The 14,684-nt window shown below is 53.1% G+C and carries 16 protein-coding genes; 7 read left to right on the top strand and 9 right to left on the bottom strand.

Annotated elements, in window-relative coordinates; translation table 11 throughout:
* From ACEQ15_RS12865 to ACEQ15_RS12855, 3 genes are all read left to right on the top strand, one after another.
* The coding region (locus ACEQ15_RS12865; protein ID WP_370279594.1) for a PaaX family transcriptional regulator C-terminal domain-containing protein at nucleotides 1–720 on the top strand (720 nt) is incomplete at its 5' end.
* Nucleotides 721–885: 165 nt separating this feature from the next.
* On the top strand, nucleotides 886–2,199 hold the full coding sequence (locus tag ACEQ15_RS12860) for an FAD-dependent oxidoreductase (RefSeq protein ID WP_370279593.1): 1,314 nt from the start codon (nucleotides 886–888) through the stop codon (nucleotides 2,197–2,199).
* 81 nt (nucleotides 2,200–2,280) lie between these two features.
* Entirely contained in the window at nucleotides 2,281–2,913 is a 633-nt protein-coding gene (locus ACEQ15_RS12855) for a DUF2889 domain-containing protein (protein ID WP_370279592.1), read from the top strand.
* Between the two features lie 57 nt (nucleotides 2,914–2,970).
* On the opposite strand, the gene ACEQ15_RS12850 is transcribed toward ACEQ15_RS12855, so the two are convergent.
* The 3 genes from ACEQ15_RS12850 to paaY form a co-directional block, all read right to left on the bottom strand.
* The gene (locus tag ACEQ15_RS12850) at nucleotides 2,971–3,414 is read right to left on the bottom strand and encodes an NfeD family protein (protein WP_370279591.1); all 444 of its coding nucleotides are present in this window, start codon (nucleotides 3,412–3,414) and stop codon (nucleotides 2,971–2,973) included.
* Between the two features lie 31 nt (nucleotides 3,415–3,445).
* Entirely contained in the window at nucleotides 3,446–4,357 is a 912-nt protein-coding gene (locus tag ACEQ15_RS12845) for an SPFH domain-containing protein (protein WP_370279590.1), read from the bottom strand.
* A gap of 107 nt (nucleotides 4,358–4,464) precedes the next feature.
* The gene (gene paaY / locus ACEQ15_RS12840) at nucleotides 4,465–5,091 is read right to left on the bottom strand and encodes a phenylacetic acid degradation protein PaaY (protein WP_370279589.1); all 627 of its coding nucleotides are present in this window, start codon (nucleotides 5,089–5,091) and stop codon (nucleotides 4,465–4,467) included.
* Nucleotides 5,092–5,601: 510 nt separating this feature from the next.
* Here paaY and ACEQ15_RS12835 point away from each other — a divergent pair.
* Both ACEQ15_RS12835 and ACEQ15_RS12830 read left to right on the top strand, forming a co-directional pair.
* Complete coding sequence (locus ACEQ15_RS12835; RefSeq protein WP_370279588.1) at nucleotides 5,602–6,798, top strand: Bcr/CflA family multidrug efflux MFS transporter; 1,197 nt, start codon at nucleotides 5,602–5,604, stop codon at nucleotides 6,796–6,798.
* Nucleotides 6,799–6,850: 52 nt separating this feature from the next.
* A complete protein-coding gene (locus ACEQ15_RS12830; RefSeq protein WP_370279587.1) occupies nucleotides 6,851–7,396 on the top strand; it encodes a hydrolase in 546 nt (181 codons plus the stop codon).
* A gap of 107 nt (nucleotides 7,397–7,503) precedes the next feature.
* On the opposite strand, the gene ACEQ15_RS12825 is transcribed toward ACEQ15_RS12830, so the two are convergent.
* The 4 genes from ACEQ15_RS12825 to ACEQ15_RS12810 all read right to left on the bottom strand — a co-directional run bounded on the left by ACEQ15_RS12825 (nucleotide 7,504) and on the right by ACEQ15_RS12810 (nucleotide 11,433).
* A complete protein-coding gene (locus ACEQ15_RS12825; RefSeq protein WP_370279586.1) occupies nucleotides 7,504–7,710 on the bottom strand; it encodes a dodecin in 207 nt (68 codons plus the stop codon).
* 140 nt (nucleotides 7,711–7,850) lie between these two features.
* Entirely contained in the window at nucleotides 7,851–10,223 is a 2,373-nt protein-coding gene (ppsA, locus tag ACEQ15_RS12820) for a phosphoenolpyruvate synthase (protein ID WP_370279585.1), read from the bottom strand.
* Nucleotides 10,224–10,402: 179 nt separating this feature from the next.
* A complete protein-coding gene (locus ACEQ15_RS12815) occupies nucleotides 10,403–10,657 on the bottom strand; it encodes a DUF2164 domain-containing protein (protein ID WP_370279584.1) in 255 nt (84 codons plus the stop codon).
* A gap of 14 nt (nucleotides 10,658–10,671) precedes the next feature.
* Nucleotides 10,672–11,433 (bottom strand): AraC family transcriptional regulator, encoded by a 762-nt coding sequence (locus ACEQ15_RS12810; protein ID WP_370279583.1) that lies wholly within the window; start codon nucleotides 11,431–11,433, stop codon nucleotides 10,672–10,674.
* Nucleotides 11,434–11,532: 99 nt separating this feature from the next.
* On the opposite strand from ACEQ15_RS12810, the gene ACEQ15_RS12805 reads away from it, so the two are divergent.
* Together ACEQ15_RS12805 and ACEQ15_RS12800 are read left to right on the top strand one after the other, a co-directional pair.
* Nucleotides 11,533–12,069, top strand: a complete 537-nt coding sequence (locus ACEQ15_RS12805; RefSeq protein WP_370279582.1) for a peroxiredoxin-like family protein — start codon at nucleotides 11,533–11,535, stop codon at nucleotides 12,067–12,069.
* A gap of 107 nt (nucleotides 12,070–12,176) precedes the next feature.
* A complete protein-coding gene (locus tag ACEQ15_RS12800; protein ID WP_370279581.1) occupies nucleotides 12,177–12,998 on the top strand; it encodes a pyruvate, water dikinase regulatory protein in 822 nt (273 codons plus the stop codon).
* Between the two features lie 89 nt (nucleotides 12,999–13,087).
* Here ACEQ15_RS12800 and ACEQ15_RS12795 read toward each other — a convergent pair whose 3' ends face one another.
* Both ACEQ15_RS12795 and ACEQ15_RS12790 read right to left on the bottom strand, forming a co-directional pair.
* A complete protein-coding gene (locus ACEQ15_RS12795) occupies nucleotides 13,088–13,480 on the bottom strand; it encodes a ribonucleotide reductase subunit alpha (protein ID WP_370279580.1) in 393 nt (130 codons plus the stop codon).
* A gap of 182 nt (nucleotides 13,481–13,662) precedes the next feature.
* On the bottom strand, nucleotides 13,663–14,532 hold the full coding sequence (locus ACEQ15_RS12790; protein ID WP_370279579.1) for a LysR family transcriptional regulator: 870 nt from the start codon (nucleotides 14,530–14,532) through the stop codon (nucleotides 13,663–13,665).
* Between the last annotated feature and the right edge of the window lie 152 nt (nucleotides 14,533–14,684).

Raw genomic sequence — 14,684 nt, 5'->3', positions numbered from 1 at the left:
ACCACGGAAGGCTGGCTAACCTCAACGCAGGTAGGACGCCGCAGTTACTACAGCCTGACAGATACCGGCCGGCGTCGATTCGAAAGCGCATTCCGCCGAATCTATGCTCAGCTCTATCCTGAGTGGGATGGTAAGTGGGATCTGGTAATTACCACCCAGCTGGATGTAGAACTGCGAAAAGTTGTCAAAAAAGAGATGGAGTGGCTTGGATTTGGTAACATTTCCCCAGGCGTAATGGCTCACCCAATGGCCGATATGGCCGAGGTAAACAGCACCCTGCAGGAACTGTGCGTAAACAACGAAGTGATCCATATGGAATCACAACTCATTGGCACGCAAACATCCGCACCATTAAAAGAACTGGTGCACGAATGCTGGAACCTGCAGCAACTGTCTGAAGACTACCAGACCTTCCTGGAACGCTTCCGACCAATCCTGCGTTCCCTCGAAACGGCTGAAGACCTCGACCCGGAGCAGTGCTTCCAGCTGCGTACACTGATGATTCATCACTACCGCCGTGTACTGCTGCGTGATCCACAGCTACCCGAGAAACTGTTGCCGGCCGAGTGGGCAGGCACATCCGCACGCATTCTGGCACGCAATATCTACCGGATGGTGCAGGCCAAGGCAGAAGAGTACCTGTCTGCCACCCAGGAAACAGCCGATGGCCCGTTGCCAGAACCAGCGCCACGTTTCTATAAACGATTTGGAGGCCTCTAAACAGATGCCTCTCTGCGGGTATAGCGCCGCTAATCCGCACAAAACCCATACCAACCATACCGACCTGCCCCGCTACCTGGTGAATGAACCGGATACCAAGGGATCGCGTACGGTACGGATATACCGGACACACCACCCGGTTCAGATTTCCCCGGAGAGAGAATAATGACCAACATCGCTATCATCGGTAGCGGCCCATCCGGCTGCTATATCGCTGACATGCTGGCCAAGAAGCTGAAAGACGCACAAGTTGATGTTTTTGACCGCCTGCCAACCCCTTTCGGGCTGGTTCGTGCCGGTGTCGCACCTGACCACCAGGGCACCAAGAATATAGTACGTCAGCTAGAACGCACCTTTGCCCGGGAAAATGTGCGTTTTGTGGGTAACGTACATATTGGTACTGACATCACCTACCAGGAACTTAAGGACAACTACGATGTGGTTGCGGTAACCATTGGCGCCGTGAAGGACCGTGTGCTGGGTATTCCCGGCGATCAACTGGAAGGGATTTACGGATCCGGCGAGTTTGTGGCTTGGTACAACGGCCATCCGGATAAAGCGGACCTTCAGCCAAAGCTCGACGGCTCCGGCATCGCAATTATTGGTAACGGCAACGTGGCACTTGATATCGCCCGCGTGATTGCCAAGACACCGTCTGAACTCTCCAGCTCCGATATCACCGCCAACGCAGCTGCAGCGATCAACAAAGCACCTGTTCAGGACATCTATCTGATCGGCCGCCGTGGACCACTGGAAGCCAGCTTCACCAACATGGAACTGAGTGAGTTTGCCGAACTGGAAAGCTGCGTCACGCTGGTAGATCCAGATCAGATCCCTGCCGCCCTGCCGGATGACTTTGATCCACGCAGTGCCAACACAGTTAATCAGAACCTGGAAACCCTGCGCGCGTATAGCGCAAACAGTGCGGACAGCAAACCAATTCGCCTGCATATCATGTTCTGCGCTTCTCCGGTCGAGATCAGTGAGACGGACGGACATGTTTCGGGTCTGAAACTCGAGAAGAACCGCATGGTTGAGGGTCGCGCTGAAAGCACCGGTGAATATTTCGAGCTGGACGTGCAAACCGTCATTTCCGCCATCGGTTACCAGAGTGAGCCGATCGAAGGCATGCCGTTTGACCACAGCCGCAGTATCGTCAGTAACGAAGATGGCCGCGTAGAGCAGAACGTTTACACCTCCGGTTGGTGCAAGCGAGGCCCGCAGGGTGTTATTCCTGCCAACCGTGCTGAAGCCATGACCGTCGCCAAACAGATTATTTCTGATCTGGACGCAAATTCCGAAGCCAGTACCAAGCCTGGTTTTGATCAAATTGCCGCCCTGCTGGATAAGCGCCACGTGCGTTCCGTATCCTACGCAGATTGGCAAATCATCAACAACGCAGAGATCGAGCGCGCCGAAGGCGACAAACCACGCGAGAAATTCACCCGCGTTGACGAGATGCTCGCACTGCTCGATTAAACCACAACGTCATTCCGGCTAAACAAAGCCGCCACATAATAGTGTGCGGCTTACTTTCATTCCGTACAGAGATTAAGAACCATGCCACTGCCAAGCCCTGCCAACCGTGTCCAGCAACACACCCGTCGTGTCGTTTGTGAAGGCTACAAACGGGAGGACGGACTTTGGGATATCGAAGGCCACCTGCTTGATACCAAAAACATGCCGATTGAACTGAAAGACCGGGATGACGGTATTCTGCCTGCAGGCGAACCGGTGCATAGCATGGCGATACGCCTCACCATCGACCTGGATCTGAATATCCTGGATGTCGCCGCCAGTATGGATGCCACACCGTTCAAGGGCTGCCCAAGCATTGCGGACAGCTATAAGCGCCTTATTGGAGTTCAGATCAAGCCGGGCTTTACCAAGCTGACCCGTGAGATGTTCGGTGGCGTAAACGGCTGCACACACCTGCTCGAACTATTGGGTCCGGTTGCCACCACGGCTTACCAGGCCACCCACCACGAACGTGAAGTTCAGGAAGGCTGGACCGACGGCGATCAAAAACCACCGATGCTGGATATGTGTCACACCATGGATTCAAAAGGTGGGGTGGTGCAGCAATACTGGCCACACTTTTATCAGAATGACGAAAGCGGCTCACCACTTCAGGTCATTGCGTCCTCCACGACAAATGAGAGCACGCAGAAAGAAGCTGTTTCAGAGCACTAAGAGAAAAGAAGTCATTCAAGAGAAGACAGCCCTGCAGCGACAGGGCTGTTATAACGGTTAGTCGATCGCGCGAACCTTCAGGGTCATCCCTTCACTGGCCCATACCTCAACCGAGGTCCCCGCGGACAGCTCCTCATCCGCTTCCGCTTTCCACAACGTATCACCAATGCGTACTCTGCCCTGACCGCCCACCAGCGTATCGTCCAACACCAGACGCCGTCCGACGAGCTGTGCGGCACGATCGTTAAGTAGCGGCTCAGCAGAGCGATCGTTAAAACGACGAAATACCTTCCAGTAGAGCAGCGTAAAAATCACCGCTAGCAGAGAAAACAGCAACAGTTGATGCTGCCAGGCCGGAGTGAGATCCAGCGCAACCACGCCCGCCATCGCCAATGCGGCAACAGCAATCCCCAGCAGGAACCCACTGGTGCCAAGCACTTCAAGAATCAACAGCACAACCGCCAGCGTCAGCCAGTGCCACAAGGTAATCGCATCAAACAACTGGATTCTCCATCATTCCCATCGGTTCCCGTTACTTCTTCACAGAGTTCAGCATTTCGCTGATACCTGCAACAGAGCCGATCACATTACCCGCCTCCAGCGGCATTAACACCACCTTTTCGTTTTCGGCAGACGCGATCTGCCCCAATGCTTCCACATATTTCTGTGCCACGAAGTAGTTCAGAGCCTGCGGGTTACCCTGAGAGATTGCATCAGATACGACCTGTGTAGCTTTGGCTTCCGCTTCGGCCGCTCGCTCGCGCGCCTCTGCTTCACGGAAAGCAGCTTCTTTTTCACCTTCGGCAATCAGGATCTGTGCCTGCCGTTGACCTTCTGCCACTTTGATCGCTGCCTCACGCTCGCCTTCTGCCTGCAATACCGCAGCACGCTTCTCACGTTCGGCTTTCATCTGGTTTGCCATCGCATCTACCAGATCCTGCGGCGGTGAAATATCACGGATCTCTACACGCGTCACTTTCACTCCCCATGGATCGGTCGCTTCATCCACTTTTGTCAGCAACTGGCTGTTGATCGCATCACGGTTGGAGAGCATTGCATCCAGCTCCATCGAACCCAGCACGGCACGGATATTGGTCATCACCAGATTCTGCATCGCACGATAGAGATCGTTTACCTCATAGGAGGCTTTTGCTGCGTCCAAAATCTGAAAGAAACAGACCGCATCGGTGGTGACCTGCGCGTTATCGGAACTGATCACTTCCTGTGGCGGCACATCGAGAACCTGCTCCATCATGTTCTCTTTACTGCCGATCTTGTCAATGACGGGAATAATGAGGTGTAGTCCGGGAGTGATTGTACGGGTGTAACGCCCGAAACGCTCGACCGTCCAGTTGTACCCTTGCGGTACCATCTTCACACCGGAAAAGATCAACGCGAGGGCGAAGATCAAAATGACGCCCACTGTTATTTCAAAGCCAAACATCACAAAATCCTTATGTAGCGTTTTGAAAAGTTTTGGGAGCCACCGGAATGGCGCTCCCTAGCTTTGTATAGCAGTGTTTTGAGGCATTTGCATTGCAGGTGGGCGCGTTACTCCCCTTTGTTCGCTTGCTGTTCTTTCAGTTTGTACAACGGAATAACTTCCTCGACATCGATACTCAAACGCTTACGGTCCGGTTCGACTTCAGTCAGCGCATCAACTTCTTCCATGGTATTCAGGCTGCGTACGGCCAGGTCCTGATACTGGCGTGTACCCGCACTCTTCCAAGAGATTTCACCCTCGGACAGTTCACGAATCACCTTAGCCGGGGACCCTGCCACCAGCGTACGGTCCGGCACCTCAAACTTGGCTTTAACAAATCCCATTGCTGCCACAATGGAGGATTCACCTACCACAGCACCATCCATAATGACTGCGTTCATACCCACCAAGGCATTTTTCTTGATGGTACACCCGTGCAGTACCGCGCCGTGCCCGATGTGACCGTCCTCTTCCACTACGGTATCGCTGTTGGGAAAGCCGTGCATGACACAGGTATCCTGAATATTTGCCCCCTCTTTCAGAATCAGACGACCGAAGTCACCACGCAGACAGGCCGCAGGCCCCACATAACAGCGTGGACCAACAATCACATCACCAATCAACACTGCGGTAGGATGCACATATGCAGTTGGATCAACAACCGGTGTAATTCCGTCGATGGCGTAAACTTTCATTCCATATTTCTCCAGGCTCAAGAGGGACTACCGTCTTATACCACAGCCACACATAAGTACATACCCTTACTCTCTCAGCTATTGGTGGCACACAACTCTTTCACCAACCAACACCAGAGAGCCAAGGAGTGCAGCATCCGGCATAAATTTTTGGATCTGAATACACAACCTTTCAATAATGACACATTATTTTTATTTTTGTATATTTTTACGTATCACATAAGATCAACACACAGAATCTGATACTTATCACACGCCAGTCGCCGGGCTTAATAAAGCGATTTAGAAGAACTGAAACAGCTACTCTCACCGGCCCACGCAGCATTGCGACGCACTGTTCCAAAATCAGAACAGCGCATGACTGCCTCAGTATCCGGGAGCTTGCAGCGATTCTGATACAAAAAATTTACTTTGCCCTTTGGTAGCAGGCCATATGAGCCTGCTTTTTTTTTGAAAACAGTGGTATAACCTGTCGCCTGCATCTGTCTGCTGTATGACTTCGGAGCTTTAATGTTTTCACCCCACTCCCTCGCCACGATCCTCACCCTTGCTGCATCTGTTGCACTAGGCCCGCTATCAACAGATATGTACCTCCCTGCTCTGCCACGCATGACCGACGATTTGGATACCAGTGTCGACCAGATGCAGCTCACCCTGTCGGTGTTTTTTGCAGGCTTTGCCCTGGCACAGTTGGTGTACGGCCCTCTTGCGGATCGATATGGCCGCAAGCCTATTATGATGGCGGGATTGGCTATTTTCTCTCTGGCTTCCATTGGGTGTGCAATGGCAACCACCGTCGAACAACTGATGGCGTTCCGCTTTGTACAGGCACTGGGAGCCTGTGGCGGACCGGTACTCGGCCGTACTATGGTGCGTGATATTCACGGACCCGAGAAAGCGGCCCCGGTCCTTGCTTTAATCGGTACCATTATGGCCTTGGCCCCTGCTGTAGCACCGATACTCGGCGGCGGTCTGATAATCTGGTTTGATTGGCAGGCAATTTTCCTATTCTTGGCATTTTTCGGCTTTGTCCTGATGGCGATCTACGGAATGAAAGTTCAGGAAAGCCTGAAAGAGGAGTACAAGAAGCCCTTTAACTTGAGCAGCGTCTTAAACTCCTACTCACGACTGCTAAGTCACCGGGAGTATGTAGGTTTCACCCTGACGTGCAGCTTTGTGTATTCCGGCCTGTTCTGCTTCCTCTCGGCTTCATCCTTTGTACTGATCAACTTCTTCGGCGTGGCAGAAGAGCATTTCGGTTTTTACTTCACCATGGTGGTGTGCGGATATGTGATCGGTACCCAATTGGTGCAACGCTTCAGCGTGTATGTGGGTCAACGCAAGATGCTGCTGCAAGGTGCGATCATCGCTACCATCGCAGGTATTGCAATGGCCGTGCCGTCACTGCTGCAGAAAGACACACTTGGCTGGCTGATCGCAACTCAGGTGCTGTTCATGGTGGGGGTAGGCATGGTAATGCCACTGTCCATGGGCGGCGCACTGGCACCGTTTTCCGATATCGCGGGTACCGCATCTTCGCTGCTTGGATTCCTGCAGGCTGTTTTTGCTGCAACCGTCGGGATTATCGTCGGTCACATGTATAGCGATACACCTCTTGTAATGACCGTTGCCATCGCCATTATGGGCACACTCACACTGGTAAGTTATCTATTGTTCCTCAGGCAAAAAGATCAATCACAGGCATAGCCAGCGCGGTTGCCTGAGGTTATCCTGAGCGGCAATCAGAGGGAGAAAGATAATGCTGATTCAACCAAACAAATCCTGCCTGCTGGTGATCGACCTGCAGGAAAAATTGCTGCCAGCGATCCACGAAGGCGAAGCAGTTGTAGAAAACACCCGCTGGTTGGCCGAGATCGCCAACCATCTGGAGATCCCGGTGCTGACATCAGAGCAGTACCCTCAAGGTCTGGGTGGTACCGCAGAAGCACTGCTGGATGTACTGCCAAAAGATGGCTTTATGGAGAAAATGAGCTTCTCCTGCATGTCCGATCCGACCTGTAACGAGAAGATCAATGCAATTCGTCCGGGCCAGGTAATCGTTGCCGGCACCGAATCACACGTATGTGTATTGCAGACCTGTCTGCAGCTGAAACAGCAGGCACGCGAAGTGTACGTGGTTGAGGATTGCGTCTCTTCCCGCAACCCGAAAGATAAAGAGCTGGCACTGCAACGCATGCGCCAGGCGGGCATCTACATCGTGAGCCGCGAGATGGTTGCATTTGAATGGCTGCAAACCGCAAACAACGAGAAGTTCCGCTACATCAGCAAGAACTATCTGCGGTAAGAGCCATTCATTGTTGGGCTTCGCTTCGCGAAGGCCAACCTACAGGTTAGAGATATGTAGGTTGGCCAATCCGCGAATCGGTATTGCCCAACACAATACTCCTTGGCTCAATCCAGCCTGAACCCAACCTTCATCACCACCTGGTAATGGCCCACCTTGCCATCTTCCACATGACCACGAATTTCCTGCACTTCAAACCATTCAACGTGGTTCACGGTTTTTGAAGTCCGTTCAATCCCCTGTGCAATCGCATCATCAATACTGACCGTGGAAGATCCTACCACTTCGACTTTTTTGTAAACGTGATCACCCATTACCGCCGCTCCTCTTTGGCTTTGATTGTTCTAATCAACATAGCCGACGAAGCAGAAAGCCGCCAAAAGGCGAAAAATGGGAAAAGAGAGACCAGAAACAAAACAGCCGCCCGGTGGGCGGCTGTTTGCAGAGAGAACGTTTAGTCGTTTTCGCTGTTGGAGAGGAAGAACCAGGTATCCAGTACGGAATCCGGGTTGAGGGATACAGAGCTGATCCCTTTTTCCATCAGCCAGTGTGCCAGATCCGGATGATCGGACGGTCCCTGACCACAGATACCGATGTATTTACCCTGCGCACGGCAGGCATCGATCGCCATCTCCAGCAGTTGCTTAACGGCGTCATCTCGCTCATCGAACAGGTGCGCAATTACACCGGAGTCACGGTCCAGACCCAGAGTCAGCTGAGTCAGGTCGTTGGAACCGATGGAGAAACCATCGAAGTACTCCAGGAACTGGTCAGCCAGCAGTGCGTTGGATGGGATCTCACACATCATGATGACACGCAGACCGTTCTCACCACGCTTCAGGCCATTCTCTGCCAGCAGATCTACAACCTGACGGGCTTCACCCACGGTGCGAACGAACGGCACCATGATCTCAACGTTGGTGAAACGCATCTCATCGCGTACTTTCTTCAGTGCACGGCATTCCAGCTCGAAGCAGTCACGAAAATCTTCGGAGATGTAACGAGTCGCACCGCGGAAGCCCAGCATCGGGGTCTCTTCGCTCGGCTCGTAGTGTTCACCACCGATCAGGTGACCATATTCGTTGGACTTGAAGTCCGACATACGTACGATCACTTTCTTCGGATAGAACGCAGCGGCCAGGGTGGAGATACCTTCCACCAGACGTTCAACGTAGAACTCAACCGGATCACCGTAACCGGCGATACGACGTTCGATGGTCTGACGCAGATCGCGGGACTGCTCGTCAAAGTTCAGCAGCGCTTTCGGGTGCACACCGATCATACGGTTGATGATGAATTCCAGACGCGCCAGGCCGACACCGGAGTTTGGCAGTGACTGGAAATCGAAAGCACGATCCGGATTACCCACGTTCATCATGATGTCGAACGGCAGGTTCGGCATAGATTCAACGTTGTTGGTCTGGTGTTCGAAGTCCAGCTGACCTTCGTACGCACGGCCGGTATCACCTTCCGCACAGGAAACGGTGACAACCTGCTCATCTTTCAGTACTTCAGTCGCGTCGCCACAACCTACGATCGCCGGAATACCCAGCTCACGCGCGATGATAGCGGCGTGACAGGTACGGCCACCACGGTTTGTAACAATCGCTGCTGCCTTCTTCATCACCGGCTCCCAATCAGGATCGGTCATGTCGGTTACCAGCACTTCACCGGGCTGTACCAGGTGCATTTCAGAGATGTCGTGAACGATGCGAACCGGACCGGAACCGATACGATGGCCGATAGAACGACCTTCTACCAAGCACTTGCCGGTTTCTTTCAGCAGGTAACGCTCAATCACAGTGCTCTTGTCACGGCTCTTAACAGTCTCAGGACGTGCCTGAACGATGTACAGACCACCATCATCACCGTCCTTCGCCCATTCGATATCCATCGGACGGCCGTAGTGTTTTTCGATAATCACAGCCAGACGCGCCAGTTCCTGCACATCTTCATCGTTGATGGAGAACTGGTTACGCTGCTCAACCGGTACGCTCACGGTCTCAACCGCGTTACCCGCACTGGCGTCATTGGTGTACACCATCTTGATCGCTTTCGCACCCAGGTTGCGGCGCAGGATCGCTGGTGCCCCCATCTGCAACGTTGGCTTGTAAACGTAGAATTCATCCGGGTTCACTGCACCCTGTACCACGGTTTCACCCAAACCGTAGGCCGAAGTAATGAAGGCTACGTGTGGGAAACCGGATTCGGTGTCGATGGTGAACATAACGCCGGACGCTGCAGTTTCACTGCGCACCATGCGCTGGATACCTGCAGACAGAGCCACTTCGCTGTGCTCGAAGCCCTGGTGTACACGGTAGGAGATCGCGCGGTCGTTGTAGAGGGATGCAAATACCTCTTTGATCGCGTGTTTTACGTTGTCCAGGCCACGGATATTCAGGAAGGTTTCCTGCTGACCTGCGAAGGAGGCATCTGGCAGGTCTTCTGCGGTCGCGGACGAGCGCACAGCTACTGACAGATTAGGGTTATCACCGCACATTTCGGTAAATGCGGTTTCGATCGCCTGATCCAGCGCTGGCTGGAAAGGCGCATCCATAATCCAGCCGCGAATCATTTTGCCGGTATCAGCCAGCTCAATGACGTTGTCCGCGTCCAGAGATTTCAGAGTTTGATTGATTTTCTCTTCCAGCCCACCGTGCTTCAGGAAGTCACGGAAAGCCTCGGCTGTAGTCGCAAATCCATTTGGTACCTTAACGCCCGCGCTACTCAGCTGGCTGATCATCTCACCCAGTGACGCGTTCTTACCACCGACCGTTTCGACATCATTCATGCCCACCTGGTCAAGGCGCAGTACGTAATCCTGCACTCTGATTTTCTCCCACTCGCTCGTGCTTAAATCATGTTCCGATTATCGTTATGAGGGCCAAATAATACTTCAGTTTAAGAAAAAAGATGAGAACAATTTACAACTGGGTTGGTACAGATCAATCAAACCCATCTCAAACTAAACGTCTGTTTGGCTACTATCCATTCTACTGAATTGATTCAACGGGACAAATCCGTTGGTTTTTCGATCTCATAGATCGCATCATCAATCTGATCTAACCGGCTCTGCACCACAGTCCGGGCATCTGCCAACCCACGGTTGTAGTAATACGCACCCAACTCCCTGGAGATAAAATCCAACAGAAACTCTGCATCGAATTGCCCCAGCTCCTGATCCAATTCGTCATCGAAGTAACGCTTTAACTTAGAAACCAGCAGCGATTTCTCTTCCTGTGAGAACTTAATCTCCGACATATCCATTTCCTCTGTTAGTTAGCGGCTGCGGCTTCCCGGCGCAGTGCCAATGGGCTTTCACCAAACTGACGACGGAATGCGCGACTCAAGGCTTCACCGGAGCCATAACCGTAGCGACGCGCCACCGTCTGAATGCGTTCACCCCGTTCCACATCCTGACGCGCCAGCACCATGCGCCAGCGACGCAGATAGGCCATCGGTGTCTCACCCACCACCTGTACAAACAGTTCGGCAAAGCGACTGAGTGATAAGCCGGCAACCTGGGCCAGCTCTTCATTGCGCCAGGATTTGTCAGGTCGTTCATGGATTGCAACGATCGCACGACTGATGCGCGGATCAGCCAACCCGCTCAGCACACCCGGCTCGGTTGCGCCCAGTTGGATCTGCGCGCGCAGTAAGCGCACCATCAACACTTCACCCAGGCGATTGAGTACAGAACCATAACCACATCGCTGTGCTTCGCTCTCCGCTTTCAAAAGGCGCACCAGCATCACGGTTTCCGCGTTGCTGGATATATCCAGCTCCATCAAGTCCGGTAACGCCGACAACAACGGATTGGCGTGCCCTCCCCAATCAGTGCACGCCCTAAACATTACATGGGCTTCGTTCAGCTCATCAGGCAGCTCGATCACTTGCAGGGGTGACAACAACACCCGTGTAGGCAGGTCTGCATCACCATCACATAACACCAGCAGGTTTGCTGCCCCTCCCTGCTCTGGAATCACCGAGAGAGAAAAACGGGAAATCAATGCGGATAATCGGTCAAATCGGCTCATTTCGATGCTTGGATCATATATTTGAGATTTTTATAACAGTACGCCCTGCTAGGCTTTAAAACAACCATAGGTACCGTATTTATTTTGAGGATCAGCCACATGCTTACTCCACGCCAGAAAACCCCCGACCTGAGCGTCGACACCCTGGACCAGGCCCGCTTTGAGCTCGCCAGCGAAAACTCCGAGCGCGGCACCGTAATCTGCTTCTACCGCGGACTGCACTGCCCTATCTGTGCCACCTACCTGAAAGAGTTCGAGAAACTGGCAGAAGAGTTCGCCAAACGTGGTGTCAGCACCATCGCGATCAGCTCCGATACGGAAGAGCGCGCACGCGCGATGCAGGAGAAAATCGGCGCTGAAAACCTGCGCATCGGCTACGGCCTGGACCTGAACAAAGCCAAAGAGTGGGGGTTGTTTATCTCCACCTCCCGCGGCAAAACTTCTATTGGCATTGAAGAGCCGGCACTGTTCTCGGAGCCTGGCCTGTTTTTGGTGACCCCTGAGCAGACCCTTTACTACGGTTCCGTTCAGACCATGCCGTTTGTGCGTCCACATTTCTCAGAACTAATCGGCGCGCTCGACTTTGCCATCGCCAACAACTACCCGGCACGTGGCGAATACACCGGCGACGTCTAACACGCCCGATTGAGGCCCATGCTCTCCACGGCATGGGTCAATTCGGTTCGAATGGCAAATCTGCTATAGTGCCGTCCACTAAGGATTGAGACGTACGGCACACACTTATGAATAAACGCACTGCATTCTTTATCTCTGACGGTACCGGTATCACCGCCGAAGCACTGGGCAACAGCCTGTTGGCACAGTTTGAAGAGATAACCTTCGAAAAAGTCACGCTGCCTTACATCGACAATGTGCCCAAGGCAGAAGCAGCCATTAAGCAGATCAACGATGCCTGTACGGCAGACGGTGCCCGTCCTATCATCTTCGATACCATCGTCAATGAAGAGATTCGTCGCATTCTGAGCCAGAGTGATGGCTTTAAGATCGATGTGTTCTCCACCTTCCTTAATCCGCTGGAAAACGAACTGCAAACCCGTTCCTCGTACTCCGTTGGTGGCTCTCATGCGATCGGTGAAGTGAACAAATACAAGGATCGTATCGACTCGGTAAACTACGCGCTGGACAACGACGACGGCGGCCGTATTCAGCAATATGACCGTGCCGATATCATTTTGCTGGGTGTTTCCCGCAGCGGTAAAACGCCAACCTGCCTCTACATGGCAATGCAGTACGGTATCCGCGCGGCCAACTACCCACTGACTGAAGATGACATTCATCACGAAAAGCTGCCGGAGTTTCTCGAGGTACACCGCGACAAGTTGTATGGTCTCACGATCGAACCCTTCCAGCTGTCTGCAATCCGTCAGGAGCGTCGCCCAAACAGCCGCTACGCATCTCTGGATCAGTGTGACACCGAAGTACGCGTGGTTGAGCGAATCTTCCGTGAGGAAGGTATTCGCAGCATCAACACCACCACCTTCTCCATTGAAGAGATCGCCACACGCATCATGGCGGACGCGGGCCTGAAGCGTAAAGGGATCTGAGTCCAACACGCCTATCAGCCATATATAGTCAGGCACAAAAAAGCCCGGAGTTCTTCCGGGCTACGCGCCAAGCAATCGCAAAGGGCAAATCAGTTTGCCTGCATGGCAACCGGGTTCCCCTGTCGATCAAAAATCACATAACGGGACAGATCAGCTCCCATCATCAGGTCATTGGCCATCTTGTTCAGATGCGGCTCGGCATCATCGGTCGATGGCGGCAGCCCATTCTTACCCGGCAAACCGGCCGCAAGCATAAAATCCCAATCCGCTGATACCTGGTCGGCTTCCGCTGCCAGCGCGGCAAAGTCTGTCAGATCGGCAGGCAGCTTATCTACACACATCAAAGGTACAACAGAGCCATGCTGACGCTGCTTATGCTTTTTACTGTCCAGCTTCTCAATCTGGGCAAAAAGGAACAGTAAACGCTGTGGCTCGTCCTGTTTGCGCGCAGCGTCCAACAACTCCTTAAATTGATTACTCATAGGGACCTCCAAATTCGATACCCCCACTTTAGAGCGTTAGCGCCTGCGCTTCTTGATCAATATCAACAGAACGCCTTCCGGAAAAATCCGCCTTAAAAACGCTAAAGCCAAGCCAGCCGGGGGCAGCAGCCCCATATCTACCTCGTTCGAGGTACCCCATCAAACTCCGCTGATTATCACCTTCACACGGCCATCGCCCAGCTTTTTTGCGCTGCAAAGTCGGTAAACTGCTTTACCCCGAGCGGATCACTGTGCGCGCGCCATAAACAACCCACGGTACGCAGCAGCCCGAAATCCACGATCGGGATCTTTACCACATCCGGCGCATCGATGGTTTCCCCCATAATCGCAGCTGCAAGATTGTTCTGCACCATCGACAACGCCCAGCCATCCTCCTCAGTACGGCAGGTTAGATGCGGCTGCGCTTGCTCGGACAGGAAGACCCGCTTGCCTTCATTTAGCACCTCACAGTTTTTACGCAGAACAAACGGCAGCTCGTGCAGATCCGCCAGATGCACACTGGCACGGGTCGCCAGGGGGTGCTGGCGGTGCACAAAGAGTACAAAGCGCTCCTGATACAACGGCAGCGTGGTGTGCGATTCCTCCTCACCGGACAGCGAGGTGATCAACAGGTCCACCTTATCCTGGCCAAGTTTTTGCGCCAGATCGCCCTTGCTGCCACTGTGCAGATGAAGCAGCACATCCGGATAGGTCATCCGAAAATCATGCAGCAATGCATTTACCGGCGGTGTATTCAGGGTATCCAGCACGCCAAGCCGAAGCTGGCGCTGGTCCCGTACATCCATCAAATCCCGCTTTGCCGCATTACATTCAGCCAGGATTGCAAACGCCCGGTCGCGAAAGCGTAGTCCCGCCGGTGTCAGACTGATCCGCTTTGGCTTGCGCACCAGCAGCTCAGCCCCCAGCTCCTCCTCCAGCGCTTTGATCGCCGTGGAGAGCGCCGGCTGGGTCACAAACATTTTTTCTGCTGCCTTGGTAAAGCTGCCGGTTTCCTGTACCGCCAGGAAATACCTGATCTGCCGAATCTCCATATCGCCCTCTTCACTAATTACCGATACACCCACTTCGAATAAATCATATTTATAGAAAAGATAATAATTAAAAATTTAAATTATCCGAAAGAGTCAGGCTTAATAGATCCGGTAAGACAGGAGATGGAGAACAACGTGAATACAGAGCTTCT

It is taken from the genome of Pontibacterium sp., assembly GCF_964228735.1.
Classification (GTDB): Bacteria; Pseudomonadota; Gammaproteobacteria; order Pseudomonadales; family Balneatricaceae; genus Pontibacterium.
The sequence above is the reverse complement of the archived record's forward strand: the minus strand, read 5'-3'. Positions and strand labels throughout refer to the sequence as shown.

Excerpts from the sequence above, each read along its gene's own strand:
- ACEQ15_RS12860 (WP_370279593.1), top strand. The coding sequence starts at position 886 with ATGACCAACATCGCTATCATCGGTAGCGGCCCATCCGGCTGCTATATC.
- ACEQ15_RS12855 (WP_370279592.1), top strand. The coding sequence starts at position 2,281 with ATGCCACTGCCAAGCCCTGCCAACCGTGTCCAGCAACACACCCGTCGT.
- ACEQ15_RS12845 (WP_370279590.1), bottom strand. The coding sequence starts at position 4,357 with ATGTTTGGCTTTGAAATAACAGTGGGCGTCATTTTGATCTTCGCCCTC.
- paaY (WP_370279589.1), bottom strand. The coding sequence starts at position 5,091 with ATGAAAGTTTACGCCATCGACGGAATTACACCGGTTGTTGATCCAACT.
- ACEQ15_RS12835 (WP_370279588.1), top strand. The coding sequence starts at position 5,602 with ATGTTTTCACCCCACTCCCTCGCCACGATCCTCACCCTTGCTGCATCT.
- ACEQ15_RS12830 (WP_370279587.1), top strand. The coding sequence starts at position 6,851 with ATGCTGATTCAACCAAACAAATCCTGCCTGCTGGTGATCGACCTGCAG.
- ACEQ15_RS12825 (WP_370279586.1), bottom strand. The coding sequence starts at position 7,710 with ATGGGTGATCACGTTTACAAAAAAGTCGAAGTGGTAGGATCTTCCACG.
- ACEQ15_RS12815 (WP_370279584.1), bottom strand. The coding sequence starts at position 10,657 with ATGTCGGAGATTAAGTTCTCACAGGAAGAGAAATCGCTGCTGGTTTCT.
- ACEQ15_RS12810 (WP_370279583.1), bottom strand. The coding sequence starts at position 11,433 with ATGAGCCGATTTGACCGATTATCCGCATTGATTTCCCGTTTTTCTCTC.
- ACEQ15_RS12805 (WP_370279582.1), top strand. The coding sequence starts at position 11,533 with ATGCTTACTCCACGCCAGAAAACCCCCGACCTGAGCGTCGACACCCTG.
- ACEQ15_RS12800 (WP_370279581.1), top strand. The coding sequence starts at position 12,177 with ATGAATAAACGCACTGCATTCTTTATCTCTGACGGTACCGGTATCACC.
- ACEQ15_RS12795 (WP_370279580.1), bottom strand. The coding sequence starts at position 13,480 with ATGAGTAATCAATTTAAGGAGTTGTTGGACGCTGCGCGCAAACAGGAC.
- ACEQ15_RS12790 (WP_370279579.1), bottom strand. The coding sequence starts at position 14,532 with ATGGAGATTCGGCAGATCAGGTATTTCCTGGCGGTACAGGAAACCGGC.